General features: G+C 62.9%; 23 protein-coding genes and 1 pseudogene. 14 read left to right on the forward strand and 10 right to left on the reverse strand.

The window, feature by feature from the left end; translation table 11 throughout:
* Window positions 1-7: 7 nt before the first annotated feature.
* The 7 genes from DLM46_RS19900 to DLM46_RS19930 all read left to right on the forward strand — a co-directional run bounded on the left by DLM46_RS19900 (window position 8) and on the right by DLM46_RS19930 (window position 3,770).
* On the forward strand, window positions 8-838 hold the full coding sequence (locus DLM46_RS19900) for a transglutaminase family protein (protein WP_115102877.1): 831 nt from the start codon (window positions 8-10) through the stop codon (window positions 836-838).
* An 81-nt stretch (window positions 839-919) separates the two neighbouring features.
* Window positions 920-1,195, forward strand: a complete 276-nt coding sequence (locus tag DLM46_RS41125) for an ElaB/YgaM/YqjD family protein (RefSeq protein WP_115102879.1) — start codon at window positions 920-922, stop codon at window positions 1,193-1,195.
* Window positions 1,196-1,381: 186 nt separating this feature from the next.
* Window positions 1,382-1,843, forward strand: a complete 462-nt coding sequence (locus DLM46_RS19910) for a VOC family protein (RefSeq protein ID WP_115102882.1) — start codon at window positions 1,382-1,384, stop codon at window positions 1,841-1,843.
* A gap of 4 nt (window positions 1,844-1,847) precedes the next feature.
* Window positions 1,848-2,186 carry an ArsR/SmtB family transcription factor gene (locus tag DLM46_RS19915; RefSeq protein WP_115102884.1) on the forward strand — a complete coding sequence of 113 codons (339 nt, stop codon included), beginning with the start codon at window positions 1,848-1,850 and terminating at the stop codon, window positions 2,184-2,186.
* On the forward strand, window positions 2,183-2,677 hold the full coding sequence (locus DLM46_RS19920) for an SRPBCC family protein (protein WP_115102886.1): 495 nt from the start codon (window positions 2,183-2,185) through the stop codon (window positions 2,675-2,677). The genes DLM46_RS19915 and DLM46_RS19920 overlap by 4 nt, the downstream gene beginning before the upstream one ends.
* A 174-nt stretch (window positions 2,678-2,851) precedes the next feature.
* On the forward strand, window positions 2,852-3,103 hold the full coding sequence (locus DLM46_RS19925; RefSeq protein WP_115102889.1) for a hypothetical protein: 252 nt from the start codon (window positions 2,852-2,854) through the stop codon (window positions 3,101-3,103).
* A gap of 448 nt (window positions 3,104-3,551) precedes the next feature.
* Window positions 3,552-3,770 carry a hypothetical protein gene (locus DLM46_RS19930; RefSeq protein ID WP_115102891.1) on the forward strand — a complete coding sequence of 73 codons (219 nt, stop codon included), beginning with the start codon at window positions 3,552-3,554 and terminating at the stop codon, window positions 3,768-3,770.
* A 59-nt stretch (window positions 3,771-3,829) separates the two neighbouring features.
* On the opposite strand, the gene DLM46_RS19935 is transcribed toward DLM46_RS19930, so the two are convergent.
* Window positions 3,830-4,498, reverse strand: a complete 669-nt coding sequence (locus tag DLM46_RS19935; RefSeq protein WP_115102893.1) for a VTT domain-containing protein — start codon at window positions 4,496-4,498, stop codon at window positions 3,830-3,832.
* Between the two features lie 159 nt (window positions 4,499-4,657).
* Here DLM46_RS19935 and DLM46_RS19940 point away from each other — a divergent pair, with 159 nt between their 5' ends.
* Window positions 4,658-5,185 carry a GNAT family N-acetyltransferase gene (locus DLM46_RS19940; protein ID WP_115102896.1) on the forward strand — a complete coding sequence of 176 codons (528 nt, stop codon included), beginning with the start codon at window positions 4,658-4,660 and terminating at the stop codon, window positions 5,183-5,185.
* Window positions 5,186-5,346: 161 nt separating this feature from the next.
* Here DLM46_RS19940 and DLM46_RS19945 read toward each other — a convergent pair whose 3' ends face one another.
* A complete protein-coding gene (locus DLM46_RS19945; protein WP_115102898.1) occupies window positions 5,347-6,408 on the reverse strand; it encodes an alkene reductase in 1,062 nt (353 codons plus the stop codon).
* Window positions 6,409-6,494: 86 nt separating this feature from the next.
* On the reverse strand, window positions 6,495-6,797 hold the full coding sequence (locus tag DLM46_RS19950) for an ArsR/SmtB family transcription factor (protein ID WP_115102901.1): 303 nt from the start codon (window positions 6,795-6,797) through the stop codon (window positions 6,495-6,497).
* A gap of 198 nt (window positions 6,798-6,995) precedes the next feature.
* Between DLM46_RS19950 and DLM46_RS40955 the strand changes: the two genes are divergently transcribed.
* The 3 genes from DLM46_RS40955 to DLM46_RS19965 are packed head-to-tail and all read left to right on the forward strand — an operon-like array spanning window position 6,996 to window position 7,732.
* Complete coding sequence (locus tag DLM46_RS40955) at window positions 6,996-7,130, forward strand: hypothetical protein (protein ID WP_279635208.1); 135 nt, start codon at window positions 6,996-6,998, stop codon at window positions 7,128-7,130.
* 45 nt (window positions 7,131-7,175) lie between these two features.
* Window positions 7,176-7,433 (forward strand): type II toxin-antitoxin system ParD family antitoxin, encoded by a 258-nt coding sequence (locus tag DLM46_RS19960; RefSeq protein WP_115103173.1) that lies wholly within the window; start codon window positions 7,176-7,178, stop codon window positions 7,431-7,433.
* Window positions 7,430-7,732 carry a type II toxin-antitoxin system RelE/ParE family toxin gene (locus DLM46_RS19965; RefSeq protein ID WP_115102905.1) on the forward strand — a complete coding sequence of 101 codons (303 nt, stop codon included), beginning with the start codon at window positions 7,430-7,432 and terminating at the stop codon, window positions 7,730-7,732. The genes DLM46_RS19960 and DLM46_RS19965 overlap by 4 nt, the downstream gene beginning before the upstream one ends.
* A gap of 226 nt (window positions 7,733-7,958) precedes the next feature.
* On the opposite strand, the gene DLM46_RS19970 is transcribed toward DLM46_RS19965, so the two are convergent.
* Window positions 7,959-8,342 carry a TraR/DksA family transcriptional regulator gene (locus tag DLM46_RS19970; protein ID WP_115102908.1) on the reverse strand — a complete coding sequence of 128 codons (384 nt, stop codon included), beginning with the start codon at window positions 8,340-8,342 and terminating at the stop codon, window positions 7,959-7,961.
* Window positions 8,343-8,702: 360 nt separating this feature from the next.
* Here DLM46_RS19970 and DLM46_RS19980 point away from each other — a divergent pair, with 360 nt between their 5' ends.
* A complete protein-coding gene (locus DLM46_RS19980; protein ID WP_115102910.1) occupies window positions 8,703-8,903 on the forward strand; it encodes a DUF2905 domain-containing protein in 201 nt (66 codons plus the stop codon).
* A 99-nt stretch (window positions 8,904-9,002) separates the two neighbouring features.
* On the opposite strand, the gene DLM46_RS19985 is transcribed toward DLM46_RS19980, so the two are convergent.
* Complete coding sequence (locus DLM46_RS19985; RefSeq protein WP_115102913.1) at window positions 9,003-9,530, reverse strand: hypothetical protein; 528 nt, start codon at window positions 9,528-9,530, stop codon at window positions 9,003-9,005.
* A gap of 482 nt (window positions 9,531-10,012) precedes the next feature.
* Between DLM46_RS19985 and DLM46_RS19995 the strand changes: the two genes are divergently transcribed.
* Window positions 10,013-10,219 (forward strand): hypothetical protein, encoded by a 207-nt coding sequence (locus tag DLM46_RS19995; RefSeq protein WP_115102915.1) that lies wholly within the window; start codon window positions 10,013-10,015, stop codon window positions 10,217-10,219.
* Between the two features lie 15 nt (window positions 10,220-10,234).
* Here the strand turns inward: DLM46_RS19995 and DLM46_RS20000 are convergent, their stop codons facing one another.
* From DLM46_RS20000 to DLM46_RS20025, 5 genes and pseudogenes are all read right to left on the reverse strand, one after another.
* Window positions 10,235-13,288 carry an efflux RND transporter permease subunit gene (locus DLM46_RS20000; protein ID WP_115102917.1) on the reverse strand — a complete coding sequence of 1,018 codons (3,054 nt, stop codon included), beginning with the start codon at window positions 13,286-13,288 and terminating at the stop codon, window positions 10,235-10,237.
* 12 nt (window positions 13,289-13,300) lie between these two features.
* A complete protein-coding gene (locus DLM46_RS20005) occupies window positions 13,301-14,452 on the reverse strand; it encodes an efflux RND transporter periplasmic adaptor subunit (protein ID WP_115103174.1) in 1,152 nt (383 codons plus the stop codon).
* 113 nt (window positions 14,453-14,565) lie between these two features.
* On the reverse strand, window positions 14,566-16,080 hold the full coding sequence (locus DLM46_RS20010) for an efflux transporter outer membrane subunit (protein WP_115102920.1): 1,515 nt from the start codon (window positions 16,078-16,080) through the stop codon (window positions 14,566-14,568).
* Between the two features lie 467 nt (window positions 16,081-16,547).
* Window positions 16,548-16,784, reverse strand: coding sequence for a hypothetical protein (locus DLM46_RS20020; protein WP_133300359.1), 237 nt, complete (start codon window positions 16,782-16,784; stop codon window positions 16,548-16,550).
* Between the two features lie 186 nt (window positions 16,785-16,970).
* A pseudogene (locus DLM46_RS20025) lies at window positions 16,971-17,387 on the reverse strand (porin); the annotation flags it as partial.
* 33 nt (window positions 17,388-17,420) lie between these two features.
* Here DLM46_RS20025 and DLM46_RS20030 point away from each other — a divergent pair.
* Window positions 17,421-18,416: an ABC transporter permease gene (locus DLM46_RS20030; protein WP_115102927.1), complete on the forward strand. Its 996-nt coding sequence runs from the start codon at window positions 17,421-17,423 to the stop codon at window positions 18,414-18,416.
* Window positions 18,417-18,424 lie beyond the last annotated feature (8 nt).

Genomic DNA, 18,424 nt, shown 5'->3' on the forward strand with positions numbered 1-18,424 from the left:
ACCGGCCATGCGTATCGCTATTCGCCACACATCGCAATATCAGTACGATCAGCCGGTTCCTTACGCGTTGCAACGCCTGAGGTTGCGTCCGCAGTCTTGTCCCGGGCAGACCGTTATCGACTGGCAGGTCACGGTCGACGGCGTCGAGCCGAACATCTCTTACGTGGACGGTCTGGGTAACCGTGTCGATTTCGTGCGGTACGAACGCAACGCGCGCGAGATTGTCATCGTGGCGGCGGGCACGGTCGACACGGAGGACCGGGCTGGAATCTTCGGCACGGACGACGGCGTTGCGCCGCCCTGGATCTTCGAGCGCGAGACGCCGCTGACCCGGGCCGGCGAGCAAGTCAAAGCACTGGCTGCCGACCTGCGCGCCGAAGGCGCGCAGCTTCAGTCGATGCATGCGTTGATGAGTACGATCCACGACCGGATCGCTTATGAGCCCGGCACGACCGAGGTGAGCACGGACGCAGAGACGGCTTTGCTCAACCGCCAGGGGGTCTGTCAGGACCACGCGCACGTCTTTATCGCCGTGGCGCGAGCGCTCCATGTGCCGGCCCGCTACGTCTCGGGCTATCTCCTGATGGACGGTGTCGCGAAGCAGACGGCGAGCCACGCCTGGGCGGAGGCGTATCTCGACGGACTCGGTTGGGTCGGCTTCGATGCGGCCAACAACACGTGTCCGGACGAGCGCTATGTGCGCATCGCCACCGGCCTCGACTATCGCGACGCGATGCCCGTATCCGGGATTCGCACCGGCCAGGGTGCTGAGACGCTGGCTGTCGAGATCAGCGTTTTGCCGGCCCAAGGTCAAAGCCAGCGCCAGAGTCAAAGCTGACGGACTGATGTAACGCCTTATCAGCGGTTGCGCTGGTGAGGTATGCGTAGATGTTCTTAACCACGCTTGCAGAGAGGCAGTATGTCAAATTTCGGTAGCGCAGTGAGCGATATCAATGGCTCGTCGGAAGACGTTGCACACGCTTCCAGCGTGGACGCGGAGCCGGCGTCCGGCAAGGTGCGCGCGCGTCTTAAGCGCGCGCGACAGAAGGCGGCCGATGCGCAGGTCATCGTCGTCGAGACGGGGCGCAAGTCTGCTCGGGCTGCCAACGACTATGCTCATGACCGTCCATGGACGACGGCCGGCGTGGCCTTGGGTATCGGCGTGCTGATCGGTTTGTTGATCGGTCGAAAATAGTTCGCCGGGTCACCGGCACATAGAGACACGGCTGGGCCTCGATGCAACTGAAGGGAGCCGGATTCGGCACCTCCGGCTGCAGGGTTCGGTGCGTCTTGAGATTCGCGACGCCGTTCAGCTTGCTTTTTCCATTTGTTTAACTACTATGTTAAATATCAACCAGTAGGTTTACAAAAGGAGACTGTCATGAGCGATTCGTTTCATCGTCCTTCGCTGGGTTCGTCGGTGTACTACCAGGACCCGTTTGCCGCGCTTGATTGGCTCGAGAAGGCCTTCGGTTTCGAGCGTCAGATGGTCGTCACGGACAGCGATGGCCAGTTGGGTCACTCGGAAATGCGTTTCGGCGACAGCTACCTGATGGTCTGCCGCGAGTGGTCGGACGATGCGGCGAGTCCAGCCTCGATCGGCGGCAAGAACACGCAGTCGATCCATGTGCAGTTGCACGCAGGCATCGACGAGCATTGCGCACGGGCGCGCGCCGCGGGGGCCGTCATCACGCGCGAGCCGGCGGATCAGTTCTATGGCGACCGTGTGTATGCGGCGCGCGATCCGGAAGGGCACGTCTGGAGCTTCGGCCAAACCGTGCGCAGGGTGTCGCGCGAGGAAGCCGAGCAGGTGAGCGGCCTGAAGATCGAAGGATGGGTGTGAGCGCATGGGACTGTCTGTCAGCGCATCGCTTGATCGCACTCTGGCCGCGTTAGCCGATCCGAGCCGGCGTCAGGTGGTCGATCTGCTCAGCCGGCAGCCGATGCGCGCCGGTGAACTCGCGCAAGCCGCCGGCCTGAGCCCGCAAGCGATGAGCCGGCATTTGCGGGTCTTGCGTTCGAGCGAGTTGATCGAAGAATCGCACGACGGCGTCGACGCGCGTGTGCGCCTCTACGTATTGAGGTCGGCGCCGATGAGCGAACTGAAGGCCTGGCTCGAACAGACCGAAGCCATGTGGTCCGCGCAATTGCTGTCGTTCAAGGCGCATGCGGAGCGGCAAGCATGAGTTCGCGCGTGCAGGTGTCGTTACGCGTCGCGGTCTCGCCGCTACGCGCGTTCGACGTATTCACGCGCGAGATCGGCACATGGTGGCGGCCGAACGGGCTGTTTCAGTTCACGCCGCAAGGCGCGGGCGTGCTGTCGTTTGAACTGCCCCTCGCGCCCGGCGAGCCTGGCCGTCTGATCGAAACGCAGCCGGACGGCAGCGTGTTCGAGATCGGCCGCGTGACGGCCTGGGAGCCGGGCCGGCTGTTGGCGTTCGGCTGGGCTCAGGCCAGCTTCACCGATGCGCAGCACACGCATGTGGAGGTGCGATTCGAAGCGATCGGCGACGAAACGCGCGTGACAGTCGAGCATCGAGGCTGGGACACGGTGCCGAAAGACCATGTGGCGCGCCATCATTTCCCCGATCGCGTCTTTCTGCTGCGGCACGGCGAATGGTGGCAGGCCTTGCTGGCGTCGATGCGTGCGGCGGCGTTGCAAGGCTGCGCACCATGAGCGCGGCCGGAACCAGCGTCGGCGCGTCGCGATGGCAGTTGCCACTCACGCCGTGAGCGTGGCGCTGGCGCGGTGGGTGATTCTGAACGCATGGATTGAACATGTGGTCGGTCCATTCGATTTTGCTGTTCTCGCTCATGCTACGATTCCTTCAAGTTCTGGATGGAGACTGTCATGTGGGACAAAATCGAACACGACGGGTACGAAGTCTGGGTCCTGCCGATCCTTGCATACGGTCCGCCGGCTCCAGCCACCTTGTGGCATTACTCGGCGTACATCTGTCGCCACGGTGCCGATGCCCACCTGGTCGGGCAGAGCATTCGCTTCGATGAACTTGTCGCCACGTTTCACAGTGAAGAAGAGGCCCGCGAGGCTGGGTATGTCGAAGGCAAGCGGCGCGTCGACATGATTGTCAAAGGCGGTTGATCGTTTCCGGTGCTCTCGCGTCGGTTGGCTTTGCCATGTCAAACGCAAGCGAGGCGTGGTGCTGCAGGCCTTCGTAGTACGCAGCCGCGATAACGCCCCACAATGGATTGCGCGCAAGGTTACGCCGGGTGGAGGGGCCTGCAATTCGCAGATGCCAGCCCATGTTTTTGTAGTAGTTTCACGGTGTGTCTCCGGGTGCACTGCCTGCTGGCCGTCATGCTAGGATTCCTTCAGGAAACCGCCGGGGGCCGACATGTGGACCTGCCGAAACTGCGATGCGCGGTACGACTTCGATCAGGTCGCACCGGAAGTCGATGATCAAGGATTCTTTTTCCTCTGCCCAGCCTGTGACTACAGGAACAAGCTCGTGAGTCTCGGCCGGGACGCCAGCGGGAACTTGCAACTAGTTCAACGCGACGACGAATAGAGCGCCCTTCTGGAGGTGGTCATGCAATTCGACTACAAGGAGTTCCACATCGACGCGTCGCCGCTTGATGAAGGCGGTCGCTACTACGGTCGCGCAAAGATTTACCGGCGCTCCACCGTAGGTGGCGAGGTCGTCGAAGTGAAGTACTCAGGTGACCTTGGGGACTACCCGTCCGATGCTGACGCGTTCGAGGCGGCGCGGCACTGGGCGATCCAGTGGTGCGACGAACACGGCGTTTAAACCGCGCGCTACGATTTTCGGCACCGGGAACGGAAATCGTCATGGCCACGCACATCGCGTCATGGCGATCTCCGTGACTTTAAGTCGGCGCGCAGCCGGCGATTGACGAAACGCCACGCTGCGCTCGCCAGCAACGATCCGACACCGAGCCCCACGCCCAGCAGCACGATCGAACTCATATGGTCACGCACCAGCGGCACGTTGCCGAACAGGTAACCTGCCGCCACCAGCGACACGATCCACAGCGCCGCGCCGGCCGTGACGAACGACACGAAACGGGCGAACGTCATGCGCGAGACACCGGCGACGAACGGCGCGAACGTGCGCACCACCGCGATGAACGGCGACAGCAGGAAAGTCAGGCCGCCGCGCGCTTCGTAGAAGGCATGCGCTTTATGTAGCGCATGTTTGTCGAGCCAGCGATAGTCGGCGGTATAGACTTTTTCGCCGATCGCGCGGCCGAACCCGTAATCGACGATGCTGCCGGCCACGGTCGCGGCAAACAACACCGGAATCACGATCCAGACATTCAGCGCGCCGGTGGCGGCGAGACCGCCGCAAATGAAAATCAGCGGGTCGCCCGGCAGGAAGAACAGCGGCAGGAAGCCGATCTCGACGAACACGACGAGAAACAGCATCGCGTAGACGGCGGTGCCGTATTGCACGATCAGGCTGCTCAGGTGCTGGTCGAAGTGCAGGGCGACCTGCAGCAGATGCATCAGATCCATCTTGGGTCGAACGGGAATTCAGGTGTTCAGGAGTGTAGTCCCGCCACGGCCCATGCACCTGTTTATTTCAACGTGATGATGTCAATATCGAGGCCCGTCGCTCCAGAAAAACGCCCCCGAAAGCTCATGAATCGCTCACGAATCACTCACGAAACGCCCATGCAACAAGCTCGCACCGTCACCTTCCGTTTTGCCGCGCTGCACGATGCCGAGTCCATCCGGAGCATCGAATACGAGGCCGGTCTGCGCTTTGCCAGCGTCGGCATGGCCGGTATCGCCGATGCGCCGCCGATGGAGATGACCCTCGTCAACCGCAAGATCGACGCGCAGCAGATCGTCGTCGCCGTGGCCGCCGGCGAAACGTGCGTTGGGTTCGTGATGTTCGAGCCGCAGCCGACCAGGTTCTACGTCCAGGAACTCGATGTACTCACGGCGTATGCCGGGCAGCGCATCGGTGCGGCGCTGGTCGAGCAGGTTGCGCAACTCGCGCGCGCTCAACAGGTGATGCAACTCACGTTGTCGACCTTTCGCGAGGTGCCGTGGAACGCGCCGTATTATCGGCGGCTCGGCTTTCGCGATATCGAAGAAGCTGAACTCGACGCGGCGTTGATCGCGCGGCGCGACGCGCATATTGCCCGCGGACTCGACGAATCGAAACGCGTGTTCATGCGACGCGATCTCGCATGAAGCGGGCGGTGCGCGCGGAGTTCGCATCGGGTGGCGCATAAAAAATGCGGCGGGTGTAACCGGATTTCACTCCGCCTACACCCGCCGCGCGTTTTCTGCAGCCTACTTCCGCTAACCAGCCGTTTTAATGCAGCAGCCTATGCCTGCGCCGGCTCCGCGGCTTACTCCACCGTTTCCAGCGTCGGATAATCGATGTAGCCGGTCTCGCCGCGCGCATAGTACGTTGCCGGATTCGGCTTGTTCAACGGCGCATTCGTTGCAAAGCGGCGCACCAGATCCGGATTCGCGATGAACAGTTGACCCCACGCCACCGCGTCCGCTTCACCGGCGTCGAGCACTTGCTGCGCGGTTTCCTTGGTGAACTTTTCGTTGGCGATGTACGGGCCGCCGAACGCCTTCTTCAGTTGCGGGCCGAGACGGTCTTCGCCGAGCGCTTCGCGTGCGGCGATGAACGCGATCTTGCGCTTGCCGAGCTCACGCGCCACGTAGCCGAAGGTGCCGGCCGGATCGGAATCGCCCATCGTATGCGCGTCGCGGCGCGGTGCGAGGTGCACGCCGACACGGTTGGCACCCCAAACGTCGATACACGCGTCGGTGATTTCGAGCAGCAGGCGGGCGCGGTTTTCGATCGGACCGCCGTAGGCGTCGGTGCGCTTGTTGGTGCTGTCCTGCAGGAACTGGTCGAGCAGATAACCGTTCGCGCCGTGGATTTCGACGCCGTCGAAACCGGCCTGTTTCGCGTTTTCAGCGCCCTTGCGGAACGCGTCGACCACGCCGGCGATTTCATCGAGTTCCAGCGCGCGCGGCGTCACATAAGCGCGCTCCGGTCGCACGAGGCTAACGTGGCCTTGAGCGGGGATCGCACTGGGCGCGACCGGCAGTTCGCCGTTCAGGAACAGCGGGTCTGAAATACGGCCGACGTGCCACAGTTGCAGGAAAATCTTGCCGCCGGCGGCGTGCACGGCGTTCGTGACGATTTTCCAGCCTTCGACCTGTTCCTGCGACCAGATGCCCGGCGTTTCGGCATAGCCCACGCCTTGCGGCGTCACCGACGTCGCTTCGCTGATGATTAGCCCGGCCGTGGCGCGTTCGGCGTAGTACGTCGCCATCAGCTCGTTCGGCACGCGGATTTCGCCGGCGCGTTGACGCGTGAGCGGCGCCATGATGATGCGGTTCGGCAACGTGATGTCGCCAATCTGGAGCGGGTCAAAAAGAGTCGGCATAAGAGTTCACCTTTCCTGGCGGGCGCACGGCCCGAGGCTTAAAAAAACAGCGTGATGAAAGAAGCGCGGCGACGCGGATGGGCCACTCAGAGTTCGGCGTTCATGTGCTCGAGAAACGCCTGAATGACGGGCTCATTGCGTTTGAAAAACACCCATTGACCGACTCGCTTCGACGTGACGAGGCCCGCGCGCTGCAAGGCGGCAAGGTGCGCCGACACGGTCGACTGCGACAGGCCGCAGTGCGCGTCGATCTTGCCGGCGCACACACCGTGATCGAGCGGCAGTTCCTGGTCGCCGAAATGCGCGTACGGCTCCCGCAGCCAGCCGAGAATCTCCCGGCGCACGGGGTTGGCAAGCGCTTTGTGAATCGCGTCGATGTCGAGCGTCATCTGGGTGGCTCAAATCATGAACAACAAACAGATGTGGCGCCGGTCGGCTCACGCATCTGCATCGCTACGAGACGAATCATATATCGGATTTTAACGATATGCTTGAAGCCATTACAGTCCGTGGGGTCGATAGGTGTCGACGCACAAAAAGGTCTGTGCGTCCCGGAAATCGCCACGGGGATCAAGGGGCAGACGCAGATGCAATCGGCACCGACCGTCGAGCAGCATTTCGCCGCGCTCCGCCACCTGTTCGACCTGCCCGTGCGCAGTCAGATCATCCCGGACAATCCGGCGCGTCGGCGCGCAGACCGGCTGCGCCGCATCGACCTATAATATTTTTTGGGGGGTATGCGCGCATGAACGTTCCGGGGTATGGCCATGATCAACGCGGATCTCGGGGAACAGCTTGAAGACTACGTCGCGAAGTTGGTTAAGTCGGGTCGCTACGGCTCGGAGAGCGAGGTGCTGCGCGAAGGCGTGAAGCTCATTCAGGATCGCGAAATGCAACTCGCCGCACTGGATGCGGTCATCGATCGCGGCATCGTCGATTCGGAGGCAGGACGGGGCAAGCCGGCCGGAGATGTGTTCGACAGGCTTGAAGCAAAGTATCGTGCGATGGCGAGCACCAGGCAATGATTGTCCAGATTCTTCCTGACGCTGAAGCCGACCTAGAGGCGATCGGCGATTACATGGCCCGCGACAACCCCCGTCGTGCGCTGGGTTTCGTGCGCGAGTTGCGCGAGAAGTGCACGCGGCTTGCCGACATTTTCCTTGCATTCCCGATCGTACCGCGCTACGAAGATCGTGGCGTGCATCACCGGGTTTATGGTGGCCACCAGATTTTCTACCGTGTCGTTGGCGAGCCTCCCGAGCGCATCGACGTTATTCACGTCCTGCACAGCGCGCGCAACTACGCCGCGATCCTTTTTCCCTGAATTCGCGTAAGCCACCCGACGACGATCAGCACTGCTAGTGCCGGTGTAGTTTCGCCTTTGAGCGGGAGCGCGGCGCTCTGGTTGATCTACGGACCGAAATGGCAGCGAGCGAGGCGCTTCACATCCGGGGCAGTGGCGTTCTGCGCAAAGGCGGGGCTTTGTCGATTGTCAACACTTCACTGTCCGTCTATCGCGCCAGGAAACCGTTTTGTATCTGTTGAGCATCTTATTGGCGGATGTAGCGGTGTTGTTCAAACGCGGTTTGGCATGAAACGCAGCGGGCCGTGTAGGGCGCGGCGGCAAGCCGCTCATAGCCGATCAGGTCCCCGCACCCGACGCAAGCGCCGTAGAGGCCGGCGGCGATGCGTGCCAGCGCGGCGTCGATCTGCTGCAGTTCGTCGAAGTCGTGCCGCGCGAGCGCAGCGCGCAACTCGTCGCCCGCCTTGCGCGATGCGGTCTCGTCGGGATGCGACTCGGGGCCCAGCGCTTCGGGTGGCCGGGCTCCGGCGACATCTCCGTATTCGCCGTGTAGCGCCGCCAGCAACTCGCGACGGCGCTCGCAGAGCCTTTGCTGTAACAGCGCGAGTTCGGAAGAGGTGAGGGTGATCATGGACAGGCTCGATGTGTTCTGTAACGCTCCGCACAACGGTGACATCGCGAAAGCCTATCGTCAGATGGCACGCGCCCCATTAAGTGTTTAACGCACCCGCCATTTGAGTCAGATCATGTTTGACGGTGATACGTTAAGTATAGGTATTGCAAATGATCGGATGGTTCGGGACAGTTCATCCTCTACCGGGCTTACTGCTTCGAAGGGAAGCTCACCAGCAGCAAATGGGCATCGATGACGAAATGCTAGCCGGATACTGCGCCGCGTGACATCAACGAACTCGTGGCGCGTGGCGTGCCGCGCAAATCCGGGGCAGACGGGCGAAGCGCTGCCTACGAGTTGACGGAGTAATACATCGCCATGCAACGCGTTCTTATAATCAGCGGAATACTCCTCGTCGCCGCAGGTCTCGGCTGGCGATGGCTGTCGCGGCTCCCGCTCGGGCGTCTGCCCGGCGACGTCAGCATCGTACGGCCGGGGTTCAGTTTCCATTTTCCGATCGTTACGTGCATCGTTATTTCGATCGTATTGTCGATCCTGATCTGGCTGTTCAGGCGATGAGCCCGAGACGCTCGTTCACAAGGAAACGGCCGCAGCCGCGCGAATTGACGCTAGCGATCCGCGGCCGTTTTAACTAGCCGACTAACTCGCGGGAGGGCATCAGCCCGTCGCCGCGCCCGTTCCACCGGCCTCTGCCTCCTTCCTCTCGAGGCGCAGATACATATCGGCCGCGACCAGCCCGAACACGATATGGCAGATGAAGCTCACCCACCCGCGGGCCTCCGCGAACCATGGGAAAAACGCGGTCATGCCGTAGAAATTGACCAGGTACACCGCCACGCCGAACAGCCCGCCGGCGAGCGAGGCCATTCCGACGCTCGAATCGAGGCTGAACGGCGCCATGATCACCGCGAGAATGATGGCGAAAACGATCGCTAGCACGAAGTGGACGATCAGCGCCGCCAGCATGACGCCGGCGGCGAATGTCGCAGGCTGTGCCAGCGCATCGCGGCCAAGGACGATCGCCGCGATCATCCTTGGCGGCCCCCATGGGCTCTGCCCGATCGCCCACATCGCGAGGATCTCGAGCACGAGGAACACGGCGCCTGCGACGCAGCCGCCGATCACCGCTGCGCGCCAGTCCGGCATGCGGCGCGCAAAGTGGTGCGAATGCATGTGAAGTTCCATGATGACCTCCTTGAGCGCGGCAGATTTTCACCGCTCTCGCTAGTCATTTTAGAAAAATCTGCAAAAACGTGCGGCGGCGCCCCGGATCACCAGCCGACCGGCGCGGCGCTGTCACTGCACATGCGCGCAGGCGATTGAGCGTGGCCAGGTCGACCTGCGAATCGGCTCAGCGGAGCACATGCCGTTTGAAGACTGCTCCCTACGTCAGGTGCAGGAGCACACGCACGTCGCGGATGATGAACGACAGCCGCGGCCGCATCGCCCCGATGCGCTGGCCGTCGGGAGGCCAAACCGAGCAGGGCAGCGGCAGGCTGGCGATCCGCTGTTCGGCAGATGCCTCAAGAAGCTGGATAGGGTCATGACTGCTGTCTCCTACTGGCAATATCGCAGCGCCTTGGGCGCGAGGTGATGGCTCGACGTTCAGGCCAGATCATTTTTCTATCTTCGAGCGCCTGTTAATCACATCGATCCAGGACGGCGGAATGAATACCGATAGCGATGGTGCGATGCTGTCGCAGCAGCATTCATGCGGGCCCCGGTCGCTGGCTTCCGGCGAGGCGGATTATGTCTCCGGCGTGACCGTTGCGGCGACGGATGTGACACCGGTCTCTCAGCTTTCCGAACGCTCACCTGGAAAAACCGGCGTGCCGTTTTCAGGCGATGCGGCGGTTTGCTGCCGCGCGACGTGAACGTCGCCCCACGCGCTAGCCCGCTGTCGGCGCCCTGGCTTCGTGATGGTGATCCGCGGCGAGGAACATATACATGGCCGGCACCACGAACAAGGTAAAGAGGGTGCCGATCGACAGCCCCGTGAAGATGACGAGCCCCATCGCGTTGCGGCCCGCGGCGCCTGCCCCCGAGGCGATCACGAGCGGCACCACGCCGAGCACCATCGAGCCCGTCGTCATCAGAATCGGGCGCAGCCGCACGCCCGCTGCTTCCTCCAGCGCTTCGCGCTTCGATCGGCCGGCACGCTGCAACTCGTTGGCGAACTGCACGATCAGGATTCCGTGCTTGCTGACGAGCCCCATCAGCGTGACGAGCCCGACCTGCGTATAGATGTTGAGCGTCGTCAAGCCGACGTTGATGAAGATCAGCGCGCCGAAGAGCGCCATCGGTACCGAAATCAGGATCACGATCGGGTCGCGGAAACTTTCGAATTGCGCGGCCAGCGCGAGAAACACGATGATCGTCGCGAACATCAGCGTGATGACGAAGCCGCCGGATTCCTGCACGAACTGCCGTGACAGGCCCGAGTAATCCGCCGCATATCCCGCGGGCGCAACCTGGGCGGTCGCCTTGCGCAGGAAATCGAGCACCTCGCCTTGCGACACGCCCGGCACGATCACGCCCGAGATCGTCGCGGAGTTGAGTTGCTGGAAGTGGTTGATGGACTCCGGCACGACGTTGTGCTCGATATGAGCAATCGTCGAAGCGGGAATGACACTGCCGTCCGGCGTGCGCAGGTAGTAATCGAGGACCTGCGAAGGATTCAGCCGGTCGGTCTGCAACACCTGCGGAATCACTTTGTACGACCGTCCTGCAATCGAAAAGTAGTTCACGTAACCGCCTCCGAGCGCCGAGCCGAGCGCCTGCCCGACATCGCTCTGCGAGAGCCCGAGCGAGGCCACCTTGTCGCGGTCGACCACGAGCCTGGCCTCCGGCTTGTCGAGCTTGAGATCGCTGTCGACGAAGAAGAACATCCCGCTCGCCCGCGCTTTTTGCAGGACCGCCTGCGATACCTCGTTGAGATTCTCGAAAGGCTCGGTGGTGCTGATGACGAACTGCACCGGCAGCCCTTGCGAACCCGGCAGCGGCGGAAACTGGAACGCCGCGACGCGTGCACCGGCGATCTCATTCCATTTCTGCTGCAGTTCCTGCTGCAACTGCGTCGCGCCCTTGCTGCGCTTGTCCCATGTCTTGAACAGCACGCCGCCGATCCCCTGATTGAGGGTGGGCGCGCCGGTGAGCTGGAACATCTGCGCATATTCGGGAAGCCGTTTGGAGATATCGAAGACCTGATCCGCATACATCTGCATCTGCTGGATCGTCGCATTCGGGGGGCCCTGGATCTGCGACAGCACGATGCCCTGATCTTCCTGCGGCGCGAGTTCCGATTTCGACGTCATGAACAGGTAGACCGCACCGCCGAGCAGCAGGGCGCCCATCACGGTGAACACCGGCCAGGTGTCGAGCGTCGCATGCAACAGCCGGCCGTAGCCTCGATGCACGCGTTCGAACTGGCGGTCGACGAAGCGCGCGAAGCGTCCGGACTCCTGGTCCACGCGAAAAAAGCGCGAGCACATCATCGGCGACAACGTCAGCGCGATCACGCCGGACACCGTTACCGCACCCGCGAGCGAGAACGCGAACTCGGTGAAGAGGGCGCCCGTCAGGCCGCCCTGGAAACCGATCGGCACATACACGGCGACCAGCACGACGGTCATCGCGAGGATCGGCCCGCCGAGTTCGCGCGCGGCGATCCTGGCGGCATCGAAGGGCGTCTTTCCTTCCTGATTCATATGACGATCGACGTTTTCGACGACGATGATCGCGTCGTCGACGACGAGCCCGATCGCCAGCACGAGCGCCAGCAGCGTCAGCAGATTGATCGAATAGCCGAGCAGCTGCATCACGAAGAACGTGCCGATCAGCGACAGCGGCATCGCGATAACCGGCACGATGACCGCGCGGAAACTGCCGAGGAACAGAAAGATCACCGCGGTGACGATCAGGAGCGCCTCGACCAGCGTCTTGATGACTTCGGTGATCGCCGTGTTGACGAAATCGGTTGCGTCATAAACGATCTCCCCCGTCATGCCGACCGGGAACTGCTTCTGCAGCGATGGAAAAACGGCGCGCACGCGCTTGGCCACGTCGAGGATATTCGCGTCCGGCGCGACCTTGATGCCGATGAACACTGACCGCTTGCCGCTGAAGGCGACGTTGAAGTCGTAGCTGTCGGCGCCGAGCACGACGTTCGCGATGTCCTCGAGGCGCACGATCGCGCCGTTCTTCTGCTTGACGACGAGTTGCCTGAAGTCGTCGACGGTATGCAGGTCGGTGCCCGCGTTCAGGTCGACGCTGACCATTTGTCCTTTGGTCGTGCCGAGCGTCGCGAGGTAGTTGTTGTTGCCGAGCGCCGTATAGACGTCGGCTGCCGTTACGCCGTGCGCGGCGAGGCGCGTCGAATCGAGCCACGCGCGCAACGCGAACTGCCGGCCGCCGAGAATTTCCGCCGTCTGCACGCCTTCGACCGAGTCGAGTTTGGGCTTGACCACGCGCAGCAGATAATCGGTGACGTTGTTGCTCGGCAGCACGTCGCTGTAGAAACCCATGTACATCGCGTCGGTGGTTTGCCCGACCTGTACCTTCAACACCGGCTGCTGCGCTTGCGGCGGTAACTGGTTGCGCACCGACTGGATCTGCGTGTTGATTTCAGTCAGTGCACGGTTCGCGTCATAGTTCAGGCGCAACGTTGCGGTAATGGTCGACACGCCGGTGCTGCTCGTCGAGGACAGGTAGTCGATGCCTTGCGCCTGGGCGATCGCCGCCTCGAGCGGCTGCGTGATAAAGCCGGCGACGGTATCGGCGTTCGCGCCGTAGTAGGCGGTGCTGATCGTCACGACCGCGTTTTCGGTCTGCGGATACTGGCTGACCTTCAGGGCGGCGAGCGAGCGCAGCCCGAGCACGAGGATCAGCAGGCTGACCACGGAAGCGAGCACGGGCCGCTGGATGAAGAGATCGGTGAATTTCATCGCGCGGCCTCTCTATTGTTCCTGAGGCGTCGGGTTGGGATTGTCCGCAGGCTGCACGCGATTGTCGATCACGAGCGGCACGCCGTTCTTGAGCTTGAGTTGCCCGCTCGTCACAACCTGTGTGCCTTCGGTGACGCCCTTCAGGATCGCTACCTGATCGCCGCGCGTCGGCCCCGGGGTGACGAACACCTGCTGTGCGACGGGCAGCGTCTTGCCCTGCGCGTTCGGTTGCGTGCCCGGTTTGACAATGAACACGGTCGCGCCGTATGGGTTGTAGGTGATGGCTGTTTGCGGCAGGGTCAGGTAGCGTTGCGCGAGCCCGGCGTCGATCTTGACGTTCGCGTACATGCCCGGCAGCAGCTTGCGCTCGTGGTTGTCCACGCTCGCTTCGATCTGCACGTTGCGCGTCGCGCTGTCGATTTTCGGATTGAGCGACTGGACCTTGCCGGTGAACGTTTGCCCGTTGAAAGCGCTGGTGTCGACCACCACGGTCTGGCCGATCGCGAGCTGACCGAGTTGCTGCTGCGGCAGGTAGAAGTCGGCGTAGATCGGGTCGATGGCTTGCAGCGTCACGATCGCATCGCCTGGATTGATGTACTGCCCCGGATTGACCGTGGTGATGCCGAGGCGCCCCGCAAACGGCGCGCGAATGATCTTCTTTTCGACGAGCGCCGCCTGTTGCGCGACCTGCGCTTTCTTGCCCTTCAGGTCGGCAGCATCCGCGTCGAGCTGCGCCTTGGCGATGGCCTTGATGTCGTACTGCGCCTTGTCGCGCTGGTAGACGGTCTGCGCGAGTTCTGCCGCTGCCTGCAGCGACTGAAGCTGCGCCACGTCGCTGTCGGCGTTGAGTCGGATAAGGACTTGTCCGGCCTTCGCCTCCTGCCCCGAGCTGAACGCGACCTCGCGCACGAGGCCGGCGACTTCGGTGGTCACGTCGACACCGCGCACGGCGCGCAGGCTGCCGACCGCGGCAAGCTGCGGTTGCCACGACTGATAGCGGGCGATGACCGCCGAGACGGTGGCGGGCGGCGCGGCATTGCCTGCCATGAACTTCGCGAACATGTGTGTCCTGAACTGGTTGAAGCCGACGAGCGCCGCCAGCAGCAGGCCGACACAGATCAGCATGATCGTCATCCGCCTGGTCATCCCTGGTTTTTCAGTCATCGTTATGTCCTTCTTCGGCATCGGGCGAGGCGCCAAAGCTTATGGTCCTGACAGAGCGTGTTGCCAGGCGAGTGTTGCCAGGCGCGGTGCGGCGAGTCTCCTGTCGGGTCGTGTTATTGCGTGGTGGGCGTGGTGGGTGCGGCTGAGGCGTTCCACCAGCCGCCGCCGAGCGCCTGAAACAGCGCTGCGGTGTCGGCATAGCGCGACGCCTGCGCCTGCGCGAGGCTCACCACCGTTTGCTGGTACTGGCGTTGGGCGTCGAGGAGCGACAGGTAGCTCACGCCGCCGACCCGATACTGTCCGCGCGTGAGATCGAGTGAGTCGCTGGCGGCGCGCCACGCGTCGGTCTGCGCTTTCAGGCCGGAGGCGTCGTGATCGAGCGCGCGCAGCGAGTCGGCCACGTTCTGGAACGCGAGCAGCACCGTTTCGCGGTATTGCGCGTCGGCCTGCTCGTACGCCGCTTCGGCCGCGCGCTTCTGCGCACTCAGCTGGCCACCGTGGAAGAGCGGTTGCAGCAGGGTGCCGCCGAAGCTCCAGATCGTGCTGCCGGCTCTGAATACCTGCGCGGGTGTCAGCGCCTCGGCGCCGTAGCTGGCGGACAGCGTGATCTGCGGGTACAGCGCGGCGGTGGCCACGCCGATTTGCGCGCTGGCCTGATGCAGCACGGCGTCGGCGGCGAGGATGTCGGGCCGCTGCCGCACCAGGGCCGACGGCAGGCTCACCGGCAGCGTCGCGGGCAACGAAAACATGTCGAGCCTGAATTCGGGCAGCGTGGCGTCGCTGGGCAGTTTGCCGGCGAGTACGGCAAGCTGGTGGCGTACCTGATCGAGCTGTTGCCGCAGGGGCGGCAGCGTTGCGCGGGTTTGCGCGAGCAGCGTCTGCTGCGCGAGCACCGCCGTGCGGCCGACGCCGCCCAGTTCGAACTGCTTGCCGAGCACCCCGAGCTGCTCATCCTCCTCGGAGGCGATGCGCTCGGTGGCGTCGATCTGGGCGCGCAGCGACGCTTCCTTGACCGCTGCCGTCACGATGTTGGCCGACATCGCGAGATAGGCAGCCTGCAACTGGTAGCTCTGGTAGTCGACTTGCGCGTGCAGCGCTTCGAGTTCGCGCCGCGTTCCGCCGAATACGTCGAGCTTGTACGACACGTTCACCGACGCGTTGTAAAGATTGAATTCCTTGGTGAGTCCAGGCTGGCCGAACGTGATTCCGTTCAATTTTTCGCGCGTGGCGCCAAGTTGCGCATCGACGCCCGGTAGAAGCGTGCCGCCGGCTTGCGCCAGGAAGTTTTCGCGGGCCTGCCGCAATGCGGCCTGCGCCGCGGCGACGTTCGGGCTGTTGGAGAAAGCCTCGCGGATCAGCGTATCGAGCGGTTCGCAATGAAAGAGCGCCCACCAGCCGGCGGGAATGTCCTGGCCCGGCGCAAAGTGCTGCGGCAAACCGGCGGCGCCCGGCGCGGAGGCCGTCTGCTCGGGCAAAGGGGTGGCGGTGTAGGTGTCGGTGGCGGGCGCTGGGGGCGTGCGATAGTCCGGACCCACCATGCAGCCGGCCAATGCAGCGCAGCCGCAAAGCGCGGCGCAGCGCGTGGCGTACTGAGGCCGCCAGACAAAACGCGGGTTAGCGTCGATCATCGATCCACCTTATGTCGCCTGCGTTTAGCCTAAACGAAGGAGCGCACGCGGATATTCAGGCAACGTGAACTTTCGATGTTTTTCCCGGCGCCGGGTTCATCGCGCCGGTCGATCTCTGCGCGTAGCCTAGCACGGTCGATTGCTGCGCTCACGCGCGAGATCACGTAGTCACGGTTCGGTCGACTGGCGATGTCGTTTTGATGGGTCGCGGGCAGCGGCGTTTGACCAGGCCGCGTCGAGGAAAACCCTGGTGCGCCCGGGTCGGACGTGACGAACGACTCGCTTCGCATCGCGAGGAGCCGTGCCAACGTGGGGAAGGTCAGATTCTGCAGGCTGTATTTTTTGCGCGGCAGGCTGCGGCGGGCCCAGGCAGGCGTTAGCCGGCCGTTCAGCCCGCCTCATATCGACAGCGTGATCGACGCACGCGATTGGCGCGCTGCGCGGGTTGTCAGCGCGACAATGCAGCGTCAATGCTTGCGATGACCCGGCCAGCCAACATGCAGATGATGCCGGTCGATGTGCCAGCCCGATGTCCATCTCCGGGCGTTTTCCACTCCGTCATGCATGAGCAGAATCACGACCAGAAACGCGAGACCAGCCAGCCCACAGAGGATGGCGAGGAGATCGTCGACAGATCCATATGACTGGACATGAACCGCCGCCGATCCCAGGAACTTCATGACGACGCTAGCAAATTCACTCATGGCGCCTCCTGATCAGGACACGGCCATGAATTCATTTTAGTTAATCGCACGCGGAACGTTAATGGGGACCGTACATGGCCTTTGCGCCAAAAGGCGATTTCTGCGTTTCTTGCAGATGCGCCGGTGGGCCGCTATGACCGGTCGCAATGACGCGCGCGTGGCGCCCGTGATGACCGCAATGCCGCCCTAGAACTTATGGCGCAACGCGATGCGCGCAACCATCTGATTCGCCGTCGACGAAGGCTCCTGCGTGCCCGGAATGAACGCAGCGTCGAGAATCGAGTGGGTCGAACTGCCGGTGACCTTCTGATACTCGCCCTGCACGTAGACGTCCGTTCGTTTGGACAGGTTGTAGTCCGCCATCAAGCCGACAGAGTGGATCTTCGGCTTGACGCTGCCGGTTGAAGCGTCATAGGTCTCCATCGTGTACACGTACTGCGCGCCGACAAAGAACGCCGGGGAGATCTGATCCTTGCCGTTCACTTCGAAGTCCTGATACTTCAGCGTATTCAGCGTGACGCCGGTTGCCGCGAGCGGGACGCCGATATAGCCATTGCCGGTCGGATTCCTGTAATTCGAATTCGTGTAGGCGAAGCCGACGGTGTCTGCTGTCCACGTGCAGTGGAGAGGTCGATCATGGATTCGTTTTTTCTGCATCTTTCGATTGCCAACTGGGTGAACGATGCCATGCAGTCGTTCGTTGTCCGCTACGGCGACGGCTTCCATCAGTTCAGCATCGCGCTATTGCGCTACGTTCTGGTGCCGCTGGAAGGCGCGTTGCGCGCCGCGCCGCCGTGGCTGATTCTGCTGGCGGTCGGCGCGATCGCATGGAACGCGACGCGCCGGCTGGGCATTGCCGGCTTCTTTGTCCTGCTGCTCTACGCGATCGGCTGCTTCGGCCTGTGGGAAAAGCTGATGCAGACCCTTGCATTGATGGTCGTGGCAACGGTGCTGTCGGTTTCGCTCGGCGTGCCGCTCGGCATTCTCACGTCGCGCAGCGCATGGCTGCGGCGCATGTTGCTGCCGACGCTCGATGTCATGCAGACGCTGCCGAGCTTCGTCTATCTGATTCCGGTGCTGATGCTGTTCGGTCTCGGCAAGGTGCCTGCGATCCTCGCGACGATCATTTATGCGCTGCCGCCGCTGATTCGCCTGACCGATCTCGGCATCCGTCATGTGGACGGCGAGGTGGTCGAGGCTGCTCGCGCGTTCGGCACGACGCGCTGGCAATTGCTGGTGAACGTGCAGTTGCCGCTGGCGCGGCCCAGCATCATGGCCGGTATCAACCAGACCACGATGATGGCGCTGTCGATGGTGGTGATCGCGTCGATGATCGGCTCGCGTGGGCTCGGCGAGGATGTGCTCGCCGGCATTCAGACGCTCGATGTGGGCAAGGGCATGCAGGCGGGCATTGCCATCGTGATACTGGCCATCGTGATCGACCGGATCAGCCAGGGCTACGGTCAGGATCGCCGCGCACGGCGTCTTCTCTCGCAACGCAGGAAAGCAAGGGCGGCTTCGCGCATTCCTTATCGCCTGGGCAGCGTGAGCGACGCGAATCCTGCAAGCAGCGCGGATGCGAGCGGGACGCACGCCGGCGAAGGTGCGCTCGAAACCCGCACTGCGAAGTAACAGGAGGG

It is taken from the genome of Paraburkholderia lacunae, from assembly GCF_003353175.1.
In the GTDB taxonomy this organism is placed as follows: domain Bacteria; phylum Pseudomonadota; class Gammaproteobacteria; order Burkholderiales; family Burkholderiaceae; genus Paraburkholderia; species Paraburkholderia lacunae.

Coding starts and splice junctions, on each gene's coding strand:
- DLM46_RS20010 (WP_115102920.1), bottom strand. CDS start 16,080: ATGATCGACGCTAACCCGCGTTTTGTCTGGCGGCCTCAGTACGCCACG.
- DLM46_RS20005 (WP_115103174.1), bottom strand. CDS start 14,452: ATGACTGAAAAACCAGGGATGACCAGGCGGATGACGATCATGCTGATC.
- DLM46_RS19935 (WP_115102893.1), bottom strand. CDS start 4,498: ATGGATCTGATGCATCTGCTGCAGGTCGCCCTGCACTTCGACCAGCAC.
- DLM46_RS19945 (WP_115102898.1), bottom strand. CDS start 6,408: ATGCCGACTCTTTTTGACCCGCTCCAGATTGGCGACATCACGTTGCCG.
- DLM46_RS19915 (WP_115102884.1), top strand. CDS start 1,848: ATGGGACTGTCTGTCAGCGCATCGCTTGATCGCACTCTGGCCGCGTTA.
- DLM46_RS19950 (WP_115102901.1), bottom strand. CDS start 6,797: ATGACGCTCGACATCGACGCGATTCACAAAGCGCTTGCCAACCCCGTG.
- DLM46_RS19965 (WP_115102905.1), top strand. CDS start 7,430: ATGATTGTCCAGATTCTTCCTGACGCTGAAGCCGACCTAGAGGCGATC.
- DLM46_RS40955 (WP_279635208.1), top strand. CDS start 6,996: ATGCAATCGGCACCGACCGTCGAGCAGCATTTCGCCGCGCTCCGCCAC.
- DLM46_RS19930 (WP_115102891.1), top strand. CDS start 3,552: ATGCAATTCGACTACAAGGAGTTCCACATCGACGCGTCGCCGCTTGAT.
- DLM46_RS19920 (WP_115102886.1), top strand. CDS start 2,183: ATGAGTTCGCGCGTGCAGGTGTCGTTACGCGTCGCGGTCTCGCCGCTA.
- DLM46_RS19910 (WP_115102882.1), top strand. CDS start 1,382: ATGAGCGATTCGTTTCATCGTCCTTCGCTGGGTTCGTCGGTGTACTAC.
- DLM46_RS19900 (WP_115102877.1), top strand. CDS start 8: ATGCGTATCGCTATTCGCCACACATCGCAATATCAGTACGATCAGCCG.
- DLM46_RS20000 (WP_115102917.1), bottom strand. CDS start 13,288: ATGAAATTCACCGATCTCTTCATCCAGCGGCCCGTGCTCGCTTCCGTG.
- DLM46_RS19995 (WP_115102915.1), top strand. CDS start 10,013: ATGAATACCGATAGCGATGGTGCGATGCTGTCGCAGCAGCATTCATGC.
- DLM46_RS19980 (WP_115102910.1), top strand. CDS start 8,703: ATGCAACGCGTTCTTATAATCAGCGGAATACTCCTCGTCGCCGCAGGT.
- DLM46_RS19940 (WP_115102896.1), top strand. CDS start 4,658: ATGCAACAAGCTCGCACCGTCACCTTCCGTTTTGCCGCGCTGCACGAT.
- DLM46_RS20030 (WP_115102927.1), top strand. CDS start 17,421: ATGGATTCGTTTTTTCTGCATCTTTCGATTGCCAACTGGGTGAACGAT.
- DLM46_RS19970 (WP_115102908.1), bottom strand. CDS start 8,342: ATGATCACCCTCACCTCTTCCGAACTCGCGCTGTTACAGCAAAGGCTC.
- DLM46_RS19925 (WP_115102889.1), top strand. CDS start 2,852: ATGTGGGACAAAATCGAACACGACGGGTACGAAGTCTGGGTCCTGCCG.
- DLM46_RS20020 (WP_133300359.1), bottom strand. CDS start 16,784: ATGAGTGAATTTGCTAGCGTCGTCATGAAGTTCCTGGGATCGGCGGCG.
- DLM46_RS19960 (WP_115103173.1), top strand. CDS start 7,176: ATGATCAACGCGGATCTCGGGGAACAGCTTGAAGACTACGTCGCGAAG.
- DLM46_RS19985 (WP_115102913.1), bottom strand. CDS start 9,530: ATGGAACTTCACATGCATTCGCACCACTTTGCGCGCCGCATGCCGGAC.
- DLM46_RS41125 (WP_115102879.1), top strand. CDS start 920: ATGTCAAATTTCGGTAGCGCAGTGAGCGATATCAATGGCTCGTCGGAA.